General features: G+C 58.3%; 17 protein-coding genes and 4 tRNA genes. 5 read left to right on the forward strand and 16 right to left on the reverse strand.

The genetic code is table 11. From position 1 onward, the window contains the following. Positions 1-6: 6 nt before the first annotated feature. The 6 genes from rpmG to PMX70_RS07650 form a co-directional block, all read right to left on the reverse strand. Positions 7-156, reverse strand: a complete 150-nt coding sequence (rpmG, locus tag PMX70_RS07625; RefSeq protein ID WP_117655047.1) for a 50S ribosomal protein L33 — start codon at positions 154-156, stop codon at positions 7-9. A gap of 277 nt (positions 157-433) precedes the next feature. Then, positions 434-1,624, reverse strand: coding sequence for an elongation factor Tu (gene tuf / locus PMX70_RS07630; protein WP_117563790.1), 1,191 nt, complete (start codon positions 1,622-1,624; stop codon positions 434-436). Positions 1,625-1,720: 96 nt separating this feature from the next. Beyond that, positions 1,721-1,797: transfer RNA gene (locus PMX70_RS07635), tRNA-Met, on the reverse strand. Positions 1,798-1,800: 3 nt separating this feature from the next. Then, a tRNA-Thr gene (locus PMX70_RS07640) sits at positions 1,801-1,876 on the reverse strand. Positions 1,877-1,886: 10 nt separating this feature from the next. Then, positions 1,887-1,968 (reverse strand) — tRNA-Tyr (locus PMX70_RS07645). A gap of 430 nt (positions 1,969-2,398) precedes the next feature. Beyond that, the gene (locus PMX70_RS07650; RefSeq protein WP_158550121.1) at positions 2,399-3,232 is read right to left on the reverse strand and encodes a MurR/RpiR family transcriptional regulator; all 834 of its coding nucleotides are present in this window, start codon (positions 3,230-3,232) and stop codon (positions 2,399-2,401) included. A gap of 151 nt (positions 3,233-3,383) precedes the next feature. Between PMX70_RS07650 and PMX70_RS07655 the strand changes: the two genes are divergently transcribed. Continuing rightward, entirely contained in the window at positions 3,384-4,802 is a 1,419-nt protein-coding gene (locus PMX70_RS07655) for a glycoside hydrolase family 1 protein (RefSeq protein WP_117646059.1), read from the forward strand. 9 nt (positions 4,803-4,811) lie between these two features. Then, a complete protein-coding gene (locus PMX70_RS07660; RefSeq protein WP_117646058.1) occupies positions 4,812-6,212 on the forward strand; it encodes a PTS transporter subunit EIIC in 1,401 nt (466 codons plus the stop codon). A gap of 533 nt (positions 6,213-6,745) precedes the next feature. On the opposite strand, the gene PMX70_RS07665 is transcribed toward PMX70_RS07660, so the two are convergent. The 7 genes from PMX70_RS07665 to disA all read right to left on the reverse strand — a co-directional run bounded on the left by PMX70_RS07665 (position 6,746) and on the right by disA (position 12,514). Continuing rightward, positions 6,746-6,820: transfer RNA gene (locus tag PMX70_RS07665), tRNA-Thr, on the reverse strand. A gap of 226 nt (positions 6,821-7,046) precedes the next feature. Beyond that, on the reverse strand, positions 7,047-7,724 hold the full coding sequence (locus PMX70_RS07670; RefSeq protein ID WP_055309418.1) for an NYN domain-containing protein: 678 nt from the start codon (positions 7,722-7,724) through the stop codon (positions 7,047-7,049). Positions 7,725-7,727: 3 nt separating this feature from the next. Beyond that, positions 7,728-8,648, reverse strand: a complete 921-nt coding sequence (rlmB, locus tag PMX70_RS07675) for a 23S rRNA (guanosine(2251)-2'-O)-methyltransferase RlmB (protein WP_124785977.1) — start codon at positions 8,646-8,648, stop codon at positions 7,728-7,730. A 143-nt stretch (positions 8,649-8,791) separates the two neighbouring features. Next, positions 8,792-10,258: a cysteine--tRNA ligase gene (gene cysS / locus PMX70_RS07680; RefSeq protein WP_117773481.1), complete on the reverse strand. Its 1,467-nt coding sequence runs from the start codon at positions 10,256-10,258 to the stop codon at positions 8,792-8,794. A gap of 3 nt (positions 10,259-10,261) precedes the next feature. Next, complete coding sequence (gene ispF, locus PMX70_RS07685; protein ID WP_006234975.1) at positions 10,262-10,756, reverse strand: 2-C-methyl-D-erythritol 2,4-cyclodiphosphate synthase; 495 nt, start codon at positions 10,754-10,756, stop codon at positions 10,262-10,264. Continuing rightward, on the reverse strand, positions 10,746-11,474 hold the full coding sequence (ispD, locus tag PMX70_RS07690) for a 2-C-methyl-D-erythritol 4-phosphate cytidylyltransferase (protein ID WP_117655051.1): 729 nt from the start codon (positions 11,472-11,474) through the stop codon (positions 10,746-10,748). Before ispD ends, ispF begins: the two co-directional genes overlap by 11 nt. Then, positions 11,474-12,514, reverse strand: a complete 1,041-nt coding sequence (disA, locus tag PMX70_RS07695; RefSeq protein ID WP_369831362.1) for a DNA integrity scanning diadenylate cyclase DisA — start codon at positions 12,512-12,514, stop codon at positions 11,474-11,476. The genes ispD and disA overlap by 1 nt, the downstream gene beginning before the upstream one ends. Before the next feature lie 374 nt (positions 12,515-12,888). Between disA and PMX70_RS07700 the strand changes: the two genes are divergently transcribed. The 3 genes from PMX70_RS07700 (at position 12,889) to PMX70_RS07710 (ending at position 15,331) form a co-directional block, all read left to right on the forward strand. Then, positions 12,889-13,467, forward strand: coding sequence for a manganese efflux pump MntP (locus PMX70_RS07700; protein ID WP_117756900.1), 579 nt, complete (start codon positions 12,889-12,891; stop codon positions 13,465-13,467). Between the two features lie 127 nt (positions 13,468-13,594). Further along, positions 13,595-14,026, forward strand: coding sequence for a helix-turn-helix domain-containing protein (locus tag PMX70_RS07705; RefSeq protein WP_158549257.1), 432 nt, complete (start codon positions 13,595-13,597; stop codon positions 14,024-14,026). After that, positions 14,027-15,331, forward strand: a complete 1,305-nt coding sequence (locus PMX70_RS07710) for a type II toxin-antitoxin system HipA family toxin (protein WP_117639517.1) — start codon at positions 14,027-14,029, stop codon at positions 15,329-15,331. Positions 15,332-15,455: 124 nt separating this feature from the next. Here the strand turns inward: PMX70_RS07710 and PMX70_RS07715 are convergent, their stop codons facing one another. The 3 genes from PMX70_RS07715 to PMX70_RS07725 form a co-directional block, all read right to left on the reverse strand. After that, positions 15,456-16,913 (reverse strand): aminoacyl-histidine dipeptidase, encoded by a 1,458-nt coding sequence (locus PMX70_RS07715; RefSeq protein WP_271743263.1) that lies wholly within the window; start codon positions 16,911-16,913, stop codon positions 15,456-15,458. 325 nt (positions 16,914-17,238) lie between these two features. Beyond that, positions 17,239-19,881 (reverse strand): ATP-dependent Clp protease ATP-binding subunit, encoded by a 2,643-nt coding sequence (locus PMX70_RS07720; protein ID WP_271743264.1) that lies wholly within the window; start codon positions 19,879-19,881, stop codon positions 17,239-17,241. Between the two features lie 299 nt (positions 19,882-20,180). Then, entirely contained in the window at positions 20,181-21,749 is a 1,569-nt protein-coding gene (locus PMX70_RS07725; protein ID WP_271743265.1) for a threonine/serine exporter family protein, read from the reverse strand. Positions 21,750-21,913 lie beyond the last annotated feature (164 nt).

Below are 21,913 nucleotides of genomic sequence, written 5' to 3' on the forward strand. Positions count from 1 at the left end.
TAGAGACTAGCGAGTCTCTTTGTGCAGCGTGTGGTGACGGCACCAGGGGCAATACTTCTTGATCTCCATACGATCAGGCATGTTCGACTTGTTCTTGGTCGTCGTATAGTTGCGGCGCTTGCACTCAGTGCACGCAAGAGTAACTAGAGTACGCATTTATCCTGAACCTTTCATTTCCACCCCGTACGGGCACAAGTTGATACTTTATCAGCTCTACGTAAGTGCTGTCAACGAAAACCTCGAGTCAATTGGTTCTCGGTGGATCCATTCATATTTGAAACACATCAATGAAGCCATCGAGATCTAATCGATCCGTCACGTTCAGCTTAAAAGCAAGCCAAGCGTATTCGTCAGGCAAAAAGTCCCGCGTAAAAAGAACCCAGCACCCATATAAGTGCCGGGTTCTCTAAGTCAGCTATATCAAAGAGCAAATTTACTCAATGATCGTGGAGACGATGCCCGAACCGACGGTGTGGCCACCCTCGCGGATAGCGAAGCGCAGGCCCTCCTCCATGGCGATCGGGTGGATGAGGTCGCCCTCGATGGTGATGTGGTCACCAGGCATAGCCATCTCGGTGCCCTCGGGGAGCTTGACCGTACCGGTAACGTCGGTGGTACGGAAGTAGAACTGAGGACGATAACCATCGAAGAACGGGGTATGACGGCCGCCCTCCTCCTTGGTCAGAACGTAGATCTCACCGGTGAACTTGGTGTGCGGGGTAACCGAACCGGGCTTGCAGAGAACCTGGCCGCGCTCGATGTCCTCGCGCTTGATGCCGCGGAGCAGCAGACCGACGTTGTCGCCAGCCTCGCAGAAGTCCATGGACTTACGGAACATCTCGATACCGGTAACGACGGTGTTCTGGGTATCCTTGATGCCGACGATCTCGACGGGCTCGTTGAGCTTGAGCTCACCGCGCTCGACACGGCCGGTAGCAACGGTACCACGGCCGGAGATGGTCATAACGTCCTCAACGGCCATCAGGAACGGGAGGTCGTTGTTACGAGCAGGCGTCGGGATGTACTCGTCGACGGCGTTCATGAGCTCGCGGATAGCGTCCATCCACTTGGCGTCGCCCTCGAGAGCGCCCAGAGCGGAACCACGGATGACGGGGATGTCGTCGCCGGGGAAATCGTACTCGGAGAGGAGCTCACGGGTCTCCATCTCGACGAGGTCGATGAGCTCGTCATCGTCGACCATATCGCACTTGTTCAGGAAGACGACGATGTAAGGAACGCCGACCTGACGGGCGAGCAGGATGTGCTCGCGGGTCTGAGCCATGGGGCCGTCGGTAGCAGCGATGACCAGGATAGCGCCGTCCATCTGAGCAGCGCCGGAGATCATGTTCTTGACGTAGTCAGCGTGGCCCGGGCAGTCAACGTGAGCGTAGTGACGGGCAGCAGTCTCGTACTCGACGTGGGAGACGGAGATCGTAATGCCGCGCTCGCGCTCCTCGGGAGCCTTGTCGATGTTCTCGAACGCAGTGAAGTCAGCCTTGCAGCCCTCGGTCTCGGAGAGAACCTTGGTGATGGCAGCGGTCAGCGTGGTCTTGCCGTGGTCGACGTGACCAATGGTGCCGATGTTAACATGCGGCTTAGTGCGCTCAAACTTCTCTTTGGCCATAAAGCCCTCCTCTAAACAGGTCGTCCCCGGACGGGACTTTGCCTTTATACCATAGTGGCCTCTCAACATACTATTGAGAAGCCACCGTGTTACCTATGGTAGCGGTGACTGGATTCGAACCAGTGACGCCACGGGTATGAACCGTGTGCTCTAACCAACTGAGCTACACCGCCGGATGGAGCCTGCAACCAGACTTGAACTGGTGACCTCTTCGTTACCAACGAAGTGCTCTACCGACTGAGCTATACAGGCACTTGACGGGTGGGAGCTATAGGATTCGAACCTATGTAGGCAGAGCCAACGGGTTTACAGCCCGTCCCCATTAACCACTCGGGCAAACTCCCAATCGTTCAAGTATCCGCAGGTCCTTTGGTCTTTTGGACCGCCGCCCCCGCGAACGAAAAAGATAATACGATGCAACCTTGGGGGCTGTCAACGAAAACCTCTAGATACACGGTTCCGGGCGTATCTATATACCTTTGACCTGCGGTTTTGTTGAGTTTGGATATGAAGGACGCTGGATTTGCATGTAGCGGTAACATTTCCCGAGGGAACACTTTGTCGTAGTGGAGTACGCTGGCTGGAACGAACTTCGATAACGACCCTCTTGCACTATTACATAAGTTGCAATCGGGCTTCCACGGCACAATCGAGCGTGGATTTTCTCCCGGTTGACATCGAGCGTGGATAATCTCCCACTTTTGGCGTGTTTCTGAGGCCAAAGTGGCAGATTATCCACGCTCATTCTCTAGGCGGGAGAACTATAGAGCCGAACTACTCGGGCCAGGCCAAAGTAGACCCATAGAGCGGCTCCCCCTTGGTGCAGGGGTAGCGACTCAAGTAACACGACGATAGCAAGTCGAAGAAATAAGTCATGGCATATTTCGAATAAACGCCGAGTCGGTCAATTCCGTTTCCCGCATTACCAAGACGATATACACGGTCAAAAGACCTCGATTTGTCATCGTTGCTAAACGCAGTAATTAGAATCTTCCTGCCCGAACGGCAATCAAGATACTCACGTGCCTGTGACGCAAATAGCCCGGAGACCGATACGAGAATTATCAATGACTGCGAAACGTCTCCCATGTTTTTCAATTCCGCGACGTTAGCCCCAGCAACTATGCGAACTATCTTGCCCGCATAAAACATTTCCTGCTGAAATCGTACGAGATTGGCGCTCACATTATTGGTGCACCAGATTTCAACGTTTTTATGGCCATCAATTTCGTCGGCAAGGTGCTTAATAGCGATATCGGACACGCCGCTTTCAACCTCAGCGAACATCTCGATCATGCGAACGTCGAGCTCTGCCCTGTACTCCTCGTAGCCAAATTCCTCCTCTCGATGGCTTAAGTCGCTTGGAAAGACTGATTGAGTAAATGATTCTTTCAAATCGCTAAGAGACTGGTAGCCCAATCGATTGCAGAAACGACGAACAGCGGAACGGGTCACGAATGCATCGCGGGTTATTGCGGCAACATTGATTTCGCTCGAACGCCTAATGTGAGCGATGAGATATCGAGCGATGGCGGCATCGTTTGACCCAAACTCGCTGTTGATGATTGAGCTAATGCGATTGAGCACATCGAAGTCATTGATATTCACGTGATCCCTCTTTCCGCTCTCCTCGAAATCATGGTTCATTTATTGAATCAAACAGCTTTGGTCGTTCTCCTATGATTCAAATCAGTTGACGTCATCTTAATCGTAATTCCGCCACACGTATCCACCGTGTTGAATGATGGAAAGGGGATTCATGGACAACGTGAACAACATGCCGTTTCTCTGGGGTTCCGCCACGGCGTCTTATCAGTGCGAGGGTGCCTGGAACGAAGACGGCAAAGGCCTTGGTGAGTGGGATTTCTTTAGCCACACAAGCAATAAGAACATCAACCATGTTGACGGTGATGTATCTTGCGACTTCTACCATCGCTATGAAGAAGATATCCGCATGATGAAAGAAGGCGGACAAAACACTTATCGCTTCTCTCTTTCATGGAGTCGAATCATCCCCACGGGTATCGGCGAAGTGAATGAAGAGGGTATCGATTTTTATAATCGGGTCATTGATTGTTGCCTCGAAAATGGCATAGAGCCCAACGTTACGCTGTTCCATTACGATCTACCATTCACGCTTGCTTGCAAAGGCGGATGGCTGAACAACGACATGGCAGAGTGGTTCTGCAAATACGCCAAGATTTGCTTTGAGCGCTTTGGAGACCGCGTCAAAATCTGGGCTACCGTTAACGAGCCGCATTTCTACAGCTACTGCGTAAACATGTTGGGCAACTATCCCCCCAATCGATCGCTCGACGTTCAGTCGTACATGCAGTTTCAGTACAACCTGATGCGCGCGAGCGCACTCGCAGTCCGAACATATCGTCAAATGGGCTACGACGGCATCATCGGCGCCGTCCACGATGGCGGCGTTGTCGAACTCGACCCGGCAACCGAGCACCCTGATGACGTATTTCGATACGCAGACTTTTTCGCCAATCGCATGATTCTGGCACCAGCGCTTCAGGGTCAACTGCCGCCAGAAATGGACGAAATCCTTGAAAAACTTGGCGTCTCGCTCTATCGATCCCCAAATGACGTAGAAGAATTCAGAGACGGTAAAGTCGATTTTATTGGACTCAACGTGTATTGCCGAGAGTATGTAACCGACTGGCACGGTGGAGAGCTTGCCGTTTCGGCGAACAATAAGGGCGGTTCGAGCAAAAAGGTCGAAGGAAAATGCATTGCGCCCTTGTTTGAAAGCGCCCGCGACAGCAATGTTCCCCGCAATAAATGGGGCCGCGAAATACTCCCAGGTTGCATGTATTCAACCATCATGGATGTCCACGAGCGCTATGACGCGCCCCGCATCTTTATTACGGAAAACGGACATGGCGCCTATGAGCAACCAGACGCAGACGGAATGATCCACGATGATGACCGCATCGAGCTTCTGGGCCAGTTCATCGAGCACATGATGAGGGCTAAGCGCGACGGCGCGCGCGTTGAGGGCTACTACCTCTGGTCGACGATGGATCTGTATAGCTGGATCAACGGCTACGAAAAACGATACGGACTTGTCCATATCGACTTCGAGAACAATCTGGAGCGCACCCCCAAAAAGAGCTGGTATTGGTACCGAGACCTTATCTCGAAGTATCAGGAGCAGGAAGGTTAGGAGAAAGAGATGAAATATCAGGCAATGTCCGAAACAGTCCTAAAGGCTGTTGGCGGCAAAGAGAACATTACATCGGTAACTCATTGTGCGACGCGCCTTCGCATCGACGCACGAGACACCTCGATCATCGATCTCCAGCTCGCCAAATCGGCCGATCAGGCGCTCGGGGCAGTAGTCAGCGGTGGCCAGCTTCAGGTGATCATCGGCCCCAACGTCACCGAGGCTTACAACGACTTCCTCGACTTCGCGGGAATCGAAGTCGGCGGTGGCACGGTTGCCGACGATGCCCAAACCGCCAAAGACCTTGCAGAAGGCATTAAAAGCGGTAACACCGCCATGGGCTTGATTGAGAAATTCGGGAACGTCTCTGCACAGGTATTCATGCCCATCGTCCCGGCGCTCATCGTTGGCGGACTCATTCTTTCGATCAAGAATCTCCTGGTCAATTATTGCGGATTGAGCACCGATAGCGGAACCGCCCAGGTCCTGTTGGCGATCTTTAGCGCTTCGTTTAGCTTCTTACCCGTTTATCTTGGTTATCAGCTCGCGGCCGTCATGAAGATGCAGCCCATCATGGGCGCATTGCTGGGCGCGATCATGATCAGCTCGTCCATTAGCGGTGCCGAGGGTCTCGACTTTCTTGGTATTCCCATCCCGACGAACGACTATTCGAGTACGGTAGTGCCCATCGTACTGGGCGTTGTATTCATGTACTTTGTCGACCGCGGCCTTCAGAAGATTATTCCCGACGTTACCAAACTGTTCTTGAAGCCGCTGCTCACCATGATCATCGTCGTGCCCGTCGAGCTTATTATCCTTGGCCCCGCCGGCAGCATGATGGGCTACGCGCTGAGCGATGCCGTCACGTGGCTTATGGACAACGTGGCATTTATCGCTACTCCGATCCTGGCAGCCCTTAACCCCTATTTCGTCATGCTCGGTCTCGATAAGGCTTACATCGCAATCGAAGTTACGAGCCTGGCGCAGCTCGGTTGGGCACCCATTATCTTTGGATTCATCTCGAACCTCTGCATTGGCGGCACGAGCCTCGCCCTGGCAACTGCCATGAAGGGAAACAAAGAGAAGAGGGGTATGGTCACCACGGTTGCCGTCACCGCACTCTGTGGCGTAACCGAGCCCGCGTTCTACGGTTGCCTCATCGAGCGTCCCCGCCTGCTTGTCGGCACGGCAATCGGCGCGCTCTGCGCTGGACTCCCTGCAGGCATCTTTGTTCTGAAAGAGTATGTTGCGGGAGCATGCCCCGGCCTTCTTTCGGCACTCATCTTTATCGCTCCCGATGGGTCCATGGGTAACTTCGTGCTGGCATGCGTTGTCGCCATCATCGCCATCGTCGTCTCCTTCATCGCTGCACGCGTGATCATCAAGAAGAACCCCAGCTATATTGAGTAGATGCCCGCTGTTTGCATTGGGGACATCCTCGGCAGACCATTAGCAAGAACCCAAGAAGTTCCTTAGGAGCTCGATTAATCCATTCGGATTCCTGAGGCACAAACGGCCCCGATTCCACAATGAAATCGGGGCCGTTGTTTCTAAAGCCGTCGATAGACAATCGGTGTTTACCTTAGCTCCCTATCCAAGTTAATTATCCACGCTCGTTCTCCGGTCGGGAGATTTTCTTCGCTCGCGTATCCAGAAATCCACGCTCGAGCAGGACATCCAGATCCGCGCCCGCCCTTGTCTCGATCTGTAACAGCAAGAGGCCTATTCCGCTTCTACATGTTACAGATCAAGATATTCCTAAAACACCCTAAGTTTCATCTCAATCTGTAACAGTTAGATGCCGAATATCGGTCTTGGTGTTACAGATTTAGACAAACTGGAGGACGAGACAAACCAAAAACGGGATGGGCGCTAACCCGATGGCGCACCACCTAAATAGAAACGGGCTCTGTCCCATATAGAGACAGAGCCCGAAACTCTCATGGAGCCAGTGACAGGAATCGAACCCGCAACCCACTGATTACAAATCAGTTGCGCTACCGTTGCGCCACACTGGCACACTTGGCGCTTTCGCGCGAAGCCTGTTTAGGATAAAGGAATTGAGGACGGGGCGCAACAGGCCCTTCGACCGACCACATCTCAAAAACCGTTCGTCAGAACGAACAGTTTTATCTGTTCGTCAAAACATAAACCTATTCGTTTTGACAGCTGCAAACCCGCAACCCACTGATTACAAATCAGCGGGTAGACCAATCTAGGAAACGGCTCTCTGCCGCAACTCCCCTACCGTCCGCGCAGGGCCTTGAGCTTGGCCAGGGCATCGGGGCTCAGGCGACTGCCCAGGGTCATCTTGATCTGCGGGGCTTCCTCGGCCTCGTGAACGTCGTTGTCGATCTGTTTGATCTCGTCCACCAGCATACGGCTCGAGATGCGCGTGACGCCCTTGCCCATGACGACGGCCTGTATTGTGCCGTCACTCGATACCACGGAGCACGCGCGGCCTTCCTCACGCGCCTCGATGCAGAGCTTCTGCACCACGGTATCGGCAGAGACGCCCGTCGGCGAGAACTCGATGCGCACGCCGCGGGCCGGTAGGTTGGGGCGCTCGTTGGAGATGTTGCCCGCGCCGTCGAACACGATCACGGCCTCGTAACGGCCCTGGGCAAACGCCGCGACATCGTTGATAAGCGCAGTACGAGCCATATCGTGGACGTCGCTGGAATATGGATCGTCGGAATGGTCGTAGACGAGCTTTTCGTAGCGCGGCGTGCAGTGAATCACGTTGTAGCCGTCGACCACCAGCAGCTCGGGCTTATTGGAGTGCACCGTCGAGACCGGGTCGGCGATGGCCTGCGCAAACGCATTGCCGCCCACGCCATAGGTCGCGGCCGAAACAATCGGCTTGGCCGAGCCCTCGCCAAAGCGCTTGGCCTTGGACTTGGCGCGGTTCTTCTTGGACATGCGCTACTCCTCCCCCATGAGCTCGCCGGCATTGCGGCGCAGCCACTCAAAGCACAGCGCGGTGGTCGCCTGGGCCACGTTGAGACTCTCGGTCATGCCGCGCTGGGGAAGCTTGGTCAAAAAGTCGCATTTCTCGAGCACCAGGCGCGAGATGCCGTCGCCCTCGGAGCCCATGACGAGCGCAACGCGGCCCTCGAAGGGAGCATCCCAGCAGCTGCCCTCGGCGTGCTCGGAAGCACCGCCCACCCAAAAGCCGGCGGCCTTGAGGTCGTCAAGCGCTCGGGCGATATTGGGAACCTGCGCGATGGGCAGGTGCATGACGGCACCAGCGGAGGTTTTGTAGCTGCCCACGGTCACACCGGCGGCGCGCTTGTTGGCAATGATGACGCCCGCTGCGCCCACGACCTCGGCAGAGCGCACGATCGCACCAAAATTGCCATCGTCGGTCACATGGTCGAGCACGACGACGAGCGCCGGTCCTTCACCCGCGCGATCGAGAATATCGGCGACATCGGCATAGGGGAAATTGCCCACCTCGAGCGCAATGCCCTGGTGAGCGCCATGGCTCGACAGCGCATCGAGCTGCGTGCGCGGCACATACTTAATGCGGACGTCCGCGGCGTTGAGGTCGTCGACCAGGCGCGACAAGGCGGCATCGCGCTCCCCGCCCTCGGCGATGAGCGCGCACTTGACGGGAAAGCCGGTACGCAGTGCCTCGGCGGCAGCACGACGACCTTCGATAAACTCGCCCTTGGGAACCTGAACGTTGTCGCGGTTGCGATCTCGCTGCGAACGCGCAGCCTGGGCTTGGGAGCGCTCGCGCTGGCCCTTGGGAGTGGCAGCGCGGTCGTTGCGGCGAATCGGACGCGAGCCAGAAGCAGCCTGCTTGCCTCCACGCGGTGCACGTTTGCGATTGTCGGCCATAAAACGGCCTCCTTAAATAGATAACGAACAAGAATCGACCGTCCGAGCCACGGCACCTTGCCTTTCAATCGTTGGGCATGACCACCAGGTCTATGCCCTCCTCTTTCAAGGCAATCTGCCGCACCTCGAACGGTCGACAAATACTAGAGACTCTTAATACGAGTACCCGCGGCCGTATCTTCAATCGTCAGGCCCAGGTCCTTGAGCTGGTCGCGGATGGCGTCGGCCAGATCCCAGTTCTTGGCGGCACGGGCCTCGGCACGGGCCTCGAGAATCTTGGCAGCGGCCTCGTCCACGTCGTCACCCGTGTAGGCGACCAGGCCGGCGGCAACGCCCAGCAGGCCCAGCGGCAACTCGACCTTGGGCTCGGGGAGCTCGACGCCAAACGTATCGAGCAGCTCGACCAGCGTATCGGCAGCAGCAAGCGCAGCGGCCTTGTCGGCAGCGTCGCCCGCCTGCTCCAGGTACTGGTTGCACTCGGTCACAAAGCCAAAGACAGCACCCATGGCACCGGCAGTGTTAAAGTCGTCGTCCATGCACTCCTTAAAGGCGGCACGGGCCTCGGCGGCCTTAGCGGCAAACGCCTCGGATGCTGCCTCATCGGCATCGGCCGTCGCATGGTTCGCGGCCCAGCGCAGGTTCTCGACCGTACCGGCAATGCGTGTGAGCGAGTTCTCGGCACCATCCAGACGCTCCCAGGAGAAGTCAAGCGGCGAGCGATAACTCGTCTGCAGCATCAGCAGGCGCAGGGCCGCGGCAGAGTGCTGTTCGAGCACCTCGGCCAGCGTAAAGAAGTTTCCGAGCGACTTGGACATCTTCTCGCCGTCGACCAGCAGCATGCCCGTGTGCATCCAGGTGTTGGAGAAGCCCTGGTGCCAGGCGCAGGTGGCCTGAGCGCACTCGTTCTCGTGATGCGGGAAGGCAAGGTCGGAGCCGCCGCCGTGGATGTCGATCGGAGTGCCCAGGTAGCGATGCACCATGGCGGCGCACTCGGTGTGCCAACCGGGACGGCCTTCGCCCCAGGGGCTCGGCCAGCTGGGTTCGCCGGGCTTAGCGGCCTTCCACAGGGCAAAGTCGAGCGGATCGTTCTTGTCCTCGTTCTCCTCGATGCGCGCGCCAACCATAAGGTCGTCGATGTTGCGGCCCGAGACCTGACCATAGTTGGGATCGCTGCGCACGGCAAAGTACACATCGCCGTTATCGGCTGCGTAAGCGTGGCCCTGCTCGATAAGCGTCTTGATCATGGCGATCATGGGGCCGATCTCCTTGGTGGCGCGGGGGCGCACATCGGGATCGAGCACGTTGGCGGCGCGCATGACGCCGATAAACTTGTCGGAGAACTCCGTCGCGACCTCGGCGGCCGTTCGGCCCTGCTCGTTGGCGCGCTTGATGATCTTGTCATCGACATCGGTGAGGTTCTGGGCGAACGTGACCTCGTAGCCGCTCGCGATGAGCCAGCGACGAATCACGTCAAAGCTGATGAACGTGCGGGCATTGCCGATGTGGATGTTGTCGTAGACCGTGGGGCCGCACACGTACATGCGGACCTTGCCGGACTCGATGGGCTGGAACTCTTCCTTTTTATGGGTAGCGCTGTTGTAGATACGCATTCGTTACTCCTTAACGGTTTTCTGTAGCAGGCAGACGGCCCAGGCACCGATTCCCTCGCCCTGGCCTTCCCAACCGAGCTTTTCGGTCGTAGTGGCGGCGACGCCCACGTTTTCGACGTCGACGCCCAGGGCATGGGCAAGGTTGGCGCGCATGGCATCGCGGTGCGGGGTGATCTTGGGTTGCTGACAGGCAATGGTGCAATCGGCATCGACAAACTCGAAGCCCAGTTCGCGCGCGTAGTCCATCACGCGAGCGAGCAGCACCATCGAATCGGCACCCTCATAGGCGGGGTCGGTATCGGGGAATAGCTTGCCGATGTCTCCCCCGCGGCAGGCGCCCAGAATGGCGTCGGCCAAGGCGTGCGCGAGCACATCGGCATCCGAGTGGCCCAGCAGGCCGCGCTCGTAGGGAATGTCAACACCGCCGATGATACATCGACGCCCCTCCACCAGACGGTGGACGTCGTAGCCATGGCCAATGCGCAGGTTACTGAACATGGGGAAGGTCCTCTCCCTCGGCCATACGGCCAAGCAGAATCGCGGTTACGGGACGAAGGTCCTCGGGCACCGTCACCTTTAGGTTGTCGCGTGGGCTCTGGACGCAGCGGACGCGCCCACCCATGCGCTCGACCAGCGATGAATCGTCGGTACCGATAAAGCCCTCGGCAATCGCCGCGGCGTGAGCGCGCTTCATGGCGTCGACGCTAAAGATCTGCGGCGTCTGCGCGGCCCAATAGAGCTCGCGCGGCGGCGTCTCGACGATGTTGTCGCCATCGACGATCTTGAGCGTATCGATCGCGGGCTGACCGCACACGACACCGTCGAGGGCACGGTCGCTCACGAGCACGTCGATAGCGTGGTCGATAGCCTCGGTCGTAATGAGCGGACGGGCGCCATCGTGGATGGCGACATATTCAAAGCCCGCCGGCACCGCGTGCACGCCGGCGCGGGTGGAATCCTGGCGGGTCTCGCCGGCATCGGCAAAGCTGATGGGCGTGCTATACGAATACGGGCTGATGGCCAGGCGGCGCATCTCGGCACGACGCTCGGCAGGGCAAACCACGACGATGTGGCCGACCTTATTGCTACGGTCAAATGCGCGGATGGACCAGCTCATAAGCGGACGACCCGCTACATTGACGAGCTGCTTGCCACCGGGGTTACCAAAGCGCTGGCCGCTGCCACCGGCAACGACCACGGCGCATACGGGCGCCATTATGCGTTCCCCTGTTTGGTGCCCTTCATGCGGTACAGGGAGTCCGCAAGAATGGCAGGGTTGTTAACGCCAAAGTCGCCCAGGCGCTCCGGATCCTCGCTGATGTCGTCCATGAGCTCCTGCAGCGATCCATACTCGTCGACGATTTTCTCGGCCACGCCGTCGCGCACGACGGACACGCGCGAAAGCGTGCGCAGGCCCAGCGGTGTCATGACGGAGTCCTCGTCCAGGTCGTCGTAACCCAGAACCGCCGCCACATGCTGCGGGTCGGACAAGTCCTTGGGCGTCATACGGCTCAGGTTGGCGCGGATCTTTTCGGCATTGGCCTCGGAAGAATCGCTCGCGTAGTCGCGAATCATCAGGTCGTACTCGGTATCCATGCTGGAGCCGGCGAGCTGCTCGAGCTGCATCTGCACGAGCTTGCCCTGGTTGCCCAACTTGACAATGCAATCCTTAAGCTCAGTCTTTGCCTGCTGCATGATCTCGAAACTCGAGAAAATGCCGGTGATGTCGGCGAGCGTAACGTAGTCGTCGAGCTCGAGGGCCGTCAGACGCAGCAGGGAGCGGTCGAGCGACTGACGGGTAGTCTGGAGCGTGGCGACGAGCTGGTTGACCGAGCTCATGATGGTGGTGACGGGCTGGATCTCGTAGCTCTTGCCGTGAACGTACACGTTGACGACGGCACGACGGGCCGAGACCGAGATCACGATGGCATCCGTGAGCACCGACATGCGGGCGGCGGTGCGGTGACGCATGCCCGTCTCACTCGTGGCGAGTGAGGGATCGGGATTGAGGTGGAAGTTGGCGCGCAGGATCTGGGTGAGGTCGCCGTCGATGACGATGGCGCCGTCCATCTTGGAAAGCTCGAACAGGCGGTTCGAGGTAAACGAAATGTTGAGCGGGAAGCCGTCGTTACCAGCAGCGAGCACGTTTTCGGTGTCGCCGACGCAAATAAGAGCGCCCAGGTGACCAGCGATGATCATGTCGAGGGCGGTGCGGATCGGCTGGCCAGGTGCCGTCAGGCGGATGGCCTGTTCCATACGCTTTTGCAGCTCGTTCTTATCCAAGGCATCGCTCCCATCGTATACGCTCCATAAACGTCAATAAGTTTCTCACGGTTTGCCTCTGTGACGCCCGCAAAATCCGATGCTTACAGAATGAGCGAACACAGCTGAGAGCCCCAATCCAAATGAGCTGCTTATGTGGTAGCATCGGGATTCGCATAAATGAGGGAGTAGTCGCGTGATCGGGTTCGCCTCCGGTGGCGCGGCAAGTCAACACACTGGCCGATGCGGCCTGGCTTGCCTTAATGAACGAGACTCGTGGCTGTGCGCGCAACGCGTACGCCACGGGTCTTTTTTGTTACTCCCCCAAGAGGTACACGCGGGCCCGCCCGCAGAGAGGGAGCCAGACTATGGGACTCGCAGAGCTCGTACTGCTCGCCGTTGGCCTTTCGATGGATGCCTTTGCCGTATCCATCTGCAAGGGCCTTGGCATGAAGAAGATCAACCTTAAAGTCGCCGTGGTGCTCGGCCTGTTCTTTGGCGGCTTTCAGGCCGGCATGCCCGTAATCGGATGGGCGCTCGGCAGTCAATTCATGGGCATCATCGGACCCATCGACCATTGGATCGCCTTTATCCTTTTGGCCTTCATCGGCGGCAAAATGCTGTGGGAAGCCTTTACCGATGACGAGGATGAAGGCGACGGCAAGGATGCCGAAAAGATTGACCTGGGCGAGTACCTGATCCTCGCCATCGCCACCTCAATCGACGCCCTAGCCGTAGGCATCTCATTTGCGGCGCTCTCAGTCGACATCATGCCCGCCGTGTCGCTCATCGGCATCACGACCTTTATCTTCTCCGTCGCCGGCGTAGCGATCGGCCACACCTTTGGCGCGCGCTACGAAAAGCCCGCCACCATCGTGGGTGGCGTCGTGCTCATCCTCATCGGGCTTAAGATCTTGCTTGAGCATCTGGGGATTTTGGCGCTGTAACGCCAAACGCAATCGCTCAAAACTCAACGCCAGTACAAGGCCTCATGCAAAGTTTTGCATGAGGCCTTTTCGTGCAGACTTTTGCATGTCATACTGATATGCAAAAGTCTGCATGTTGGAGATCGCCATGGATACCCTTCCCATCACCACACCACGCCAAGCTGGCATCTACGTGCGCCAGGCACGCGAGGCTCAGGGTCTCACCCGTGCCGCCCTCGCCAAAACGGCCAGTGTTTCGGAGCGCCTGCTCGCATCGCTCGAGCTAGGAGACGCCACCGGCATTCGACTCGACAAGTTGCTGTCCGTCTTTAACGCACTCGGCATAGGTCTCTTTGCGCAAAGCGATAACGACTCCATCGCATCGCCCTCCGAACATCCGACGACGAAAGCGGACCTCCCTATCGCGAACTCGAATGCCCTGCCAAAGCCAAGCGTAGGCAGACGACCCGCTCGACAGGGAACGCCATCTTCCTATGGTGCCTTGCTGGCCCAAATCGCAGCCGAGCAAGGCCTTTCCGACACTTCAGACCTCTCCTTTGGCTGTAAGGTTGTGAAATAAATGGCAGAGATGGAGCTTGCGACCCTCATTTGTGGCGAAATCGCAGGCACTCTCCGGCAAGACGAGCATGGACTCTGCAGCTTTGTATACGCCCCAACCTATCGCGGAGCACCACTATCGCTTACAATGCCGCTTTCCAATCGCACGTATGGCCATAACATCGTCCGCCCGTTCCTATTTGGCCTTTTGCCCGACAGCCAAGAGCAGCGCCGCGCTATTGCCGCCGAGCATGACGTTGCATCCAACAACCCCGTCGCCCTCTTGTGCCATATCGGTCTTGACTGCGCAGGGGCCGTTCAGTTTTGTCGAACCGATCAATTAGGCGCCGCCCGCGGCAGGGTCTCGGCATACCGCCCGCTTACCAATTCTCAAATCGCTCACAAGCTCAAAGCAATTCGCGATGACGAAAGAGAGACATGGATGGGCTCCAACGAAAGCTGGTCCCTGGGCGGCAACCAAGGCAAATTTGCACTAGCTTGGCATGATGGCCAATGGTGCGAATGTCTAGGGTCATCCCCCACTACCCATATCTTCAAAAATGGTGTCGTTGGGTTCAAACATCAGGCCTTAAACGAATTCGTCTGCATGAAAACGGCTCGGCGTGTTGGCATTCCAACTGCCAACGTCTCCTATTGCACATTTGAAGACGAAGCCGCGCTCGTCGTTGAACGGTACGACAGAATGGTCAATAGCAGCGGAAATATCGAAAGGCTGCATCAGGAGGACTTTTGCCAGGCGCTCGGTGTATTGCCAAGCCAGAAATACACCGCCGACGGAGGACCAACCACACGAGACATCCAAGAACGACTGATTAACACAGTCCCCCACCACATGAATCTTGTGCTTTTTACCTATATGTTGTTCTATAACGCCATTATCGGAGCGCCTGACGCACACGCTAAAAACTACTCGCTCATCCTAGGTAAAGGCACAAACGCAGCGCTCGCACCCATGTACGATGTCGCATCGGGCTTGGCGTACGAGCGTATGCGCCGCCGGGCGCGCCTTGCCATGAGCGTTGGCGGCGAAAATCGAGTGGGGCGCATCGGTCCAGGCGCTATCCGCCGATACCACGGTATGGGCGACCCCGCGCTGGAGGCGGCGCTCACCGATGCCGGGCTATCCGAGAAGTTTTGCTTTGCGACCATGATGGACCTCGCCTACGAGGTGCCCATTTGCATGGAAGAGATCATGGACGAATACGCCGACCTGCCCGGCATGGCGGACCTGCGCGAGCACATGCTCGGCCCCGTCCGCGAAAACTGCCAGCGCACCCTCGACCTCATCAAGGCGGATATGGGCTAGGCGCCAATCAATCCACATTTCTTAAAAGAAGAGGGGGCACCCGTCGCAAAAGTTCGGATGCCCCCTCTCGTAATGTCATTTGCAATCCGCTAGCACGTGGCTCGAACTGCTGCTAGCGCGACCCTTACGCGGCAAGGCGCTTGAGGACGTCGATGAGCAGCTCGTAGAAGCGCTCGGCAGAAGCGAGCTCCATGCTCTCGTCCGGGGTGTGGACATCGGAGAGCGTCGGGCCCACGGCGATGGCGTCCAGGCCGTGCAGGGCCTCAGCAAACAGGCCGCACTCAAGGCCGGCGTGAATGGACTCGATGCGCAGCTCGGAGCCAAAGAGCTCGCGATAGCTCTCGACAAAAACGTCGCGGACCGGCGAATGCTCGGCATAGCTCCAGCCGGGATACTCGAACTCGAACTTGGCGTCGAAGCCCAAGACATCGGCCAGCGTCTGCAGGCGGTCCTTGAACTCGTTCTGCAGCGAGGTGATCGAGGAGCGCGGGGACAGCATGATCTTGACCTGGTCGTCGGAAGTGGCGACCACGCCGATGTTGGAGGAAACCTCGACGGAGCCGTCGGTGGCGACGTTGCGGCGAATCACGCCATTAGGGGCAAGACGCAGGGCGCGGATGAGGGCAAGCGCGGACTTCTGATCCATGGCCTCGACCTCGGCGTCGTCGGCAATCTCGACGGTGCAGGTAAAGCCGGGGTCGAAGACCTCGAGCTCGGCAGTGACGTCGGCGATGATGTCCTTTGCGATCTGGGCCGCGGCCTCGGCGGCAGCGTGGTCGGCGTAAACCAGCTCGGCCTTGCACTCACGGTTGATGGCGTTGTCCTTAGTGCCGCCGTTAAAGCTGACGATGGCGGGCTCGCCGGCGACCATCAGGCGGTCGATGATGCGGGCCATGATGAGGTTGCCGTTGCCGCGCTCCAGGTTGATATCGTTGCCGGAATGACCACCCAGTAGGCCGGAGATGTCGAGCGTGAGGGTGCTGCCGGTCTTGTGCTCGCGCACGATGGGGCAGGTGTAGGTAACAACGACGCCGCCGGCGCAGCTGACGGTGGCAACGCCCTCTTCCTCGGAGTCAAGGTTAATCATGGTGCGGGCGCTAATCTGGGACTTGTCGAGCGTCTCGGCGCCGACCAGGCCAGTCTCCTCGTCGGTGGTGAATACGCACTCGAGGGCGGGGTGAACGATCGAATCGTCATCGAGAACAGTGAGCATCAGAGCGACGGCGATACCGTTGTCGGCGCCCAGGGTAGTGCCGTTAGCGGTGAGGACGCCGTCCTTGACGACCAGGTCGATACCGTCGGTCGTAAAGTCGTGCTCAACAGAGCCCAACTTGTCGCACACCATATCGATGTGGCCCTGCAGCATCACGGTCGGGGCATTCTCGGCGCCGGCAGAAGCGGGCTTGCGAATGATGACGTTGTAGACCTCGTCCTGGTACACATCGAGGCCGCGCTCCTTGGCAAACGCAACCAGGAAATCGCTGATGCCCTTCTCGTTGCCAGACCCACGGGGGATCGCGCTGACCTCCTCAAAGAAATGGAACAGCTGGGCGGGCTCGTAGCCGGTGATCTTGTAATCCATGGTGCCTCCTTGGCGCAACTGGTTAGACAGTAAGACATGCGCCTTGTATATTCCCAGACTTTGCGTGCATAAACCAGTCGAAAACGCCGAGCGCCCTTGCATCATCGGCTAACGGCGGGAAGACGCCACTTTATTAAGATAAAGCAGGTTAGACGGGCCGCGCCGAAGGGACGTTGGACCCTTCAACCAACCTCAACGCTTGATCAACGTTTATGCATACGCCATTGATATGTTTAATGAGCCCTACTTTGAACGAAGGGGGCTTTCCAACAGAAAAAGGGCGCTCCTTTGGAACGCCCTCGTGGACACAAGGTTTTGTTACGCCCTACAGCGCGCCGGAACCGGCTTGCATCATGCCGCCGGGGCCCGAGGTCACGCCGCCGCTCACGGGCGCGGCGTTGCCGGTGTGCGGTGCCGCCGGGGCGGTATCGCCACCGAGCGTACCTGCCGGACGCGGCGCCGGAATCTCGCCCGTGCCGTGGCTAAAGACGAACTTGCCATCGGCCACGTCGCACAGGACGGTATCGCCCTCGCCCCACTCGCCGGCCAGCAGCTCCTCGGACAGCGGGTCCTCAATGAGCTTTTGGATGGCGCGGCGCAGCGGACGCGCGCCATTGGTGAGGTCGGTGCCCTCGGCCACAATCTTGTCGTAGGCCGCATCGGTGAGCTTGATGTTCATGCCGTTGGCAATCAGGCGTTGACGCAAGTCGTCCACCAGCAGGTGCGCGATCTTGGTCAGATTCTCGCCCGAAAGCTTCTGGAACACCACGATGTCGTCGATGCGGTTGAGCAGCTCGGGGCGGAACAGGCGCTTGAGCTCGCCCATGGCGCGGCCGCGGATCTCACTCGAGGTGAGGCCCTGCTCGCCGGTGGTGCCAAAGCCAACGCTTGCATCCTGCGCAATCTCGCGGGCGCCCACGTTGGATGTCATGATGATCACGGTGTTGCGGAAGTCGACCGTCTTGCCCTGGCTATCGGTCAGACGACCCTCCTCCAGCACCTGCAGCAGGATGTTGAAGATATCGGGGTGCGCCTTCTCGATCTCGTCGAACAGCACGACCGAGTACGGGTGGCGACGAACGGCCTTGGTGAGCTGGCCGCCCTCGTCGTGACCGACGTAACCCGGAGGGCTACCGATGAGCTTGGAGACCTCGAACTCGCTACCGAACTCGGACATGTCGAAGCTGATGAGTGCGTCCTTGCTGCCAAAGAGGTACTCGGCGAGCGTCTTGGCGAGCTCGGTCTTGCCCGTGCCGGTGGGACCCAGGAAGATAAAGCTGCCGCCGGGGCGACGCGGATCCTTGAGCGGCGAGCGGCTGCGGCGCACGGCCTTGGCAACTGCCTCGACAGCCTCATCCTGACCGATGATACGTGTCTTGAGCACGCTTTCGGCCTGCAGCAGGCGCCGGCTCTCGCTCTCGGTAAGCGAGGACACCGGCACGCCCGAGGTCACGGACACGATATCGGCGATCTGGGAGACATCGATGGTGAGCGGGCTGGCGTCGAGCTCGGCCGTCCAGGCAGCCTTGGCCTCGGCGAGTTCAATCTCGGCAGCCTTCTGCTGCTCGGTGATCTCGGCGGCCTTGTTCATGTCGTCGCTCTCGGTGGCCTCCTGCGCGGCGGCCTTGAGCTCCTCGATACGATGCTCGGCCTCGCGCACCGGCTCGGGCGCGCGATTCGCGGCGATGCGAACGCGGGCACCGGCCTCGTCGATGAGGTCGATTGCCTTATCGGGCAGGAAGCGATCCTGGATGTAGCGGTTGGAGAGGTTCGCGGCGGCCTCGATGGCACCCTGCGTGTAACGCACGTGGTGGTGCTCCTCGTAGCGTGGCTTGAGCGCAGTCAGAATCTTGACGGTGTCCTCGACACTCGGCTCCTCGACATCGATGGTCTGGAAGCGACGCTCGAAGGCCGGGTCCTTGGTGAGGTACTTGCGGAATTCCTCGGCCGTGGTGGCGCCGATAATCTGGAAGGCACCGCGCGCGAGCACAGGCTTGAGCATGGAGCTCGCGTCGATGGAGCCCTCGGCAGAACCGGCACCGATGATGGTGTGCATCTCGTCGATAAACAGGATGACGTCGTCGGCTTCGGTTGCCTCCTGGATTACGTTCTTGAGGCGCTCCTCAAACTCACCGCGATACTTGGCGCCCGCCACGAGGCCCGGCAAGTCGAGCGTCCAGATGTTCTGGTTCATAAGGTTCTCGGGCACGTTGCCGGCTGCAATCTGCTGAGCCAGACCCTCGACGATGGCCGTCTTGCCCACGCCGGGGTCGCCCAGAATGAGTGGGTTGTTCTTGGTGCGGCGCGAAAGGATCTCCATCATACGCTGGACTTCCTTTTCGCGGCCGATCACCGGATCGAGTTCGCCGTCGCGCGCCTTCTGCGTAAGGTTGGTCGCGAACTGCTTAAGTGTATCGGCGCCGCTCCCCTTTTGCTGGGAGGCATCCGAGCCGCTAAAGAACGGCAGGCCCGTACCGGGACGACCAGCACCGGCGCCAGCGAGCGGGCGCTTCTTATCCTGGTCCTTGGCGGTGAGTTTCTCGATAGCCTTTTTGATGGAGGCGGACGACACACCCAGGCGCATGAGGATGTCCATGGCCATGCCGTTGCCCTCTTCGACGATGCCGATCAGCAAGTGCTCGGTCGACACGTAGGTCTGGTTGTTTTCACGCGCCACGCGGAATGAACGCTCCATCACGCTAATGACGAGCGGCGTAAAGGCGAGCTTGGCCGCCTCGGTCTCCTCACTGGGCTCGGGAACCGTGGTCTGGACCTCTTTAAGAGTATCCATGATGTCGTCGTAGGAGATATCGAGCGAACGCAGTGCCTCGGCGGCAATGCCCTCGTCCTCCTTGGCGAGTGCGAGCAGCAGGTGCTCGGTACCCACCTTATTTGAGTGAAGATCGAGCGCTTCTTGTTTGGCCATGGACATGACCTTGCGCGCGCGATCGGTAAAACGGTCTAACATGCTAGTTCCTCTTAGACGAGCTAGTTTTTTTCAAACGCAAAGCGCCGCCCGCGGCAGCGCTTTGGTCTCTTTACCCATATGGAGTATATGTTAACCGTTGGGACCTTTCCTGCCCGTAGCCGCGCGACAACGTCTACAAAAAAGGAATTGCCAGGTGCCTCTGCATCGGCCCAACGAGCGTGGATTTTCGGACACCCATCCCACGAGCGTGGATAATCTCCCGTTTTGAGCCCGTAAACAGGCCAAAAACGGGAGATTATCCACGTTCATGTTTTGCGGATCAGTTTCATTTGCACCAATTAGCTGGTGTGGCGCCAGCGGGGGTCGGTGAGGGTTCTCGCCACACCCAGGCCAACGGGCAGAAACGCCACAATGAGCACTGCACGCACAAACCAGCCGAGCATATTGACCGTGTCGAAGGTGCACATGTAATACATCGAGCGATACAGATACAAGCCCGGCACCATAATGACAATCGATGGCACCGTGAGGGCGATACGTGGGTAGGTGAGCTTGATTTCGGCTAAGCTCGCGAGCAGGCCCGATACCAGCGCACCGATAAACGCTGCTGCCTCGGGAGGCATACCTAAGCTCAGGCCCAGGAAGGGAAACAGCGCCGGCGCATCGACAAGGGTCAGACGCAAGGTATTGGACACGGCGCCGATCAGCCCAGCTGCCGCGGCCATCTTTACCGGGCTGTTGAACATCACCGAGAAGCCGAATACGCCAACGAAGCTCATCAGCATGCGCAAGAGCGTAAGGGCAAGCGGCGAAAGGCCGAGCGGGGCAAAATCATCCGGTGCCAGCCCCACACACTCGGCAACCATCCAGCCCACAAGGGTCGCCATCACAATAATCGACACGGCATACGAAAGACGCTCAATGCCGCTTCGCATATCGAGCTTAGCGATGTCGAGGCCTGCCGTAATGAGGGGAAAGCCGGGAATCACAAAGAGCATGGCGCCGATATAGCCTTCTTGGTGCGACATTGCCCCCGGTACGACCTGGCCAAGGCCGAGCAATGCCAGCAGATACGAAACGCAAGCGAGCGCAACGCCAATCGTCAGCGCGCTAAACTGGCCAAGACCCTGCTTGAGAATATGAGAGCGAGCAAAGTTGCCAACACCAGCGCCTACGAATGCGCAGGCCATCTCGATAGGGCCGCCGCCGAGCAAAAAGACGAAGGCGCCGCAAGCACAAGCTGCCGTAAGGCCCTGTTGCCAGGGAGAGTAATCGGGTTTTGAACTCTCAACGGTCTTGAGCATCTCGTGGTATTCGTGCACGGTAAACCGGCGCCCATACGTCTCGATTTCCTTTAGGAAGCTCTCCATCATCCAAATGCGATGGGTATTGACTCCCGTTGTGGGCAGGCTGACAACCTCGTTAAAGCAGTGGCCATCTTCGATGCAGGTGCACTCAAACGACAGAAGACTTAAGTCAACGTGGACGGTGACACTGAGTACGGCGGCGACGCGATTCATGGTATCGCGTACACGCCAGGCACCCGTTCCGCTCGCGAGCATAAGCATACCGGTGCGGCAGATGATGGATGACTTATCGGTGAGCGGCGCATCGACGGCAAGCTCATCGCCTGCCGTCACGATCTGGTGCCAGTCAGTTTTCATATGGAGTGCGCCGGCACGAACACCGTGGTGCATGGGGGCTCTCGAAAGCAGCGAGTCAAGGCGCGAAGACTGTGGGGACTCCGTTGATTCGTCCTCAACCTCATCAGTCTCTTCATCGACCAGATCAAATGAGTCAAGCGATGCCGGCTCGCGACGATCGATTAGCTCCTCATCCTCATCGTCAAAGTAATTGAACTGATCGAGCATGTCCTCTTCGATTGCGCGCTCGCTCGCGTCGTCCATATAGACGCTCCCTTCCTACCGACTAACCCCCATCCTAGGCAGCAACGGCTAAAGGAAACATAAAAGAGACGGCTGCCATGCGAGCCATGTGCTCAATAGCCGTTGGGTAGTCGTTTAAGAACGTCCCCAATGACTATTGACGGCCAAGGCAACGCCGATGTATT

The organism is Collinsella aerofaciens (assembly GCF_028206795.1).
GTDB lineage: Bacteria > Actinomycetota > Coriobacteriia > Coriobacteriales > Coriobacteriaceae > Collinsella > Collinsella aerofaciens_AX.

What these genes read in the sequence shown, in the direction of transcription:
- rpmG (WP_117655047.1), bottom strand. Translation starts at nt 156, where the DNA reads ATGCGTACTCTAGTTACTCTTGCGTGCACTGAGTGCAAGCGCCGCAAC.
- tuf (WP_117563790.1), bottom strand. Translation starts at nt 1,624, where the DNA reads ATGGCCAAAGAGAAGTTTGAGCGCACTAAGCCGCATGTTAACATCGGC.
- PMX70_RS07655 (WP_117646059.1), top strand. Translation starts at nt 3,384, where the DNA reads ATGGACAACGTGAACAACATGCCGTTTCTCTGGGGTTCCGCCACGGCG.
- PMX70_RS07660 (WP_117646058.1), top strand. Translation starts at nt 4,812, where the DNA reads ATGAAATATCAGGCAATGTCCGAAACAGTCCTAAAGGCTGTTGGCGGC.
- PMX70_RS07670 (WP_055309418.1), bottom strand. Translation starts at nt 7,724, where the DNA reads ATGTCCAAGAAGAACCGCGCCAAGTCCAAGGCCAAGCGCTTTGGCGAG.
- rlmB (WP_124785977.1), bottom strand. Translation starts at nt 8,648, where the DNA reads ATGGCCGACAATCGCAAACGTGCACCGCGTGGAGGCAAGCAGGCTGCT.
- cysS (WP_117773481.1), bottom strand. Translation starts at nt 10,258, where the DNA reads ATGCGTATCTACAACAGCGCTACCCATAAAAAGGAAGAGTTCCAGCCC.
- ispF (WP_006234975.1), bottom strand. Translation starts at nt 10,756, where the DNA reads ATGTTCAGTAACCTGCGCATTGGCCATGGCTACGACGTCCACCGTCTG.
- ispD (WP_117655051.1), bottom strand. Translation starts at nt 11,474, where the DNA reads ATGGCGCCCGTATGCGCCGTGGTCGTTGCCGGTGGCAGCGGCCAGCGC.
- disA (WP_369831362.1), bottom strand. Translation starts at nt 12,514, where the DNA reads ATGGAACAGGCCATCCGCCTGACGGCACCTGGCCAGCCGATCCGCACC.
- PMX70_RS07700 (WP_117756900.1), top strand. Translation starts at nt 12,889, where the DNA reads ATGGGACTCGCAGAGCTCGTACTGCTCGCCGTTGGCCTTTCGATGGAT.
- PMX70_RS07705 (WP_158549257.1), top strand. Translation starts at nt 13,595, where the DNA reads ATGGATACCCTTCCCATCACCACACCACGCCAAGCTGGCATCTACGTG.
- PMX70_RS07710 (WP_117639517.1), top strand. Translation starts at nt 14,027, where the DNA reads ATGGCAGAGATGGAGCTTGCGACCCTCATTTGTGGCGAAATCGCAGGC.
- PMX70_RS07715 (WP_271743263.1), bottom strand. Translation starts at nt 16,913, where the DNA reads ATGGATTACAAGATCACCGGCTACGAGCCCGCCCAGCTGTTCCATTTC.
- PMX70_RS07720 (WP_271743264.1), bottom strand. Translation starts at nt 19,881, where the DNA reads ATGTTAGACCGTTTTACCGATCGCGCGCGCAAGGTCATGTCCATGGCC.
- PMX70_RS07725 (WP_271743265.1), bottom strand. Translation starts at nt 21,749, where the DNA reads ATGGACGACGCGAGCGAGCGCGCAATCGAAGAGGACATGCTCGATCAG.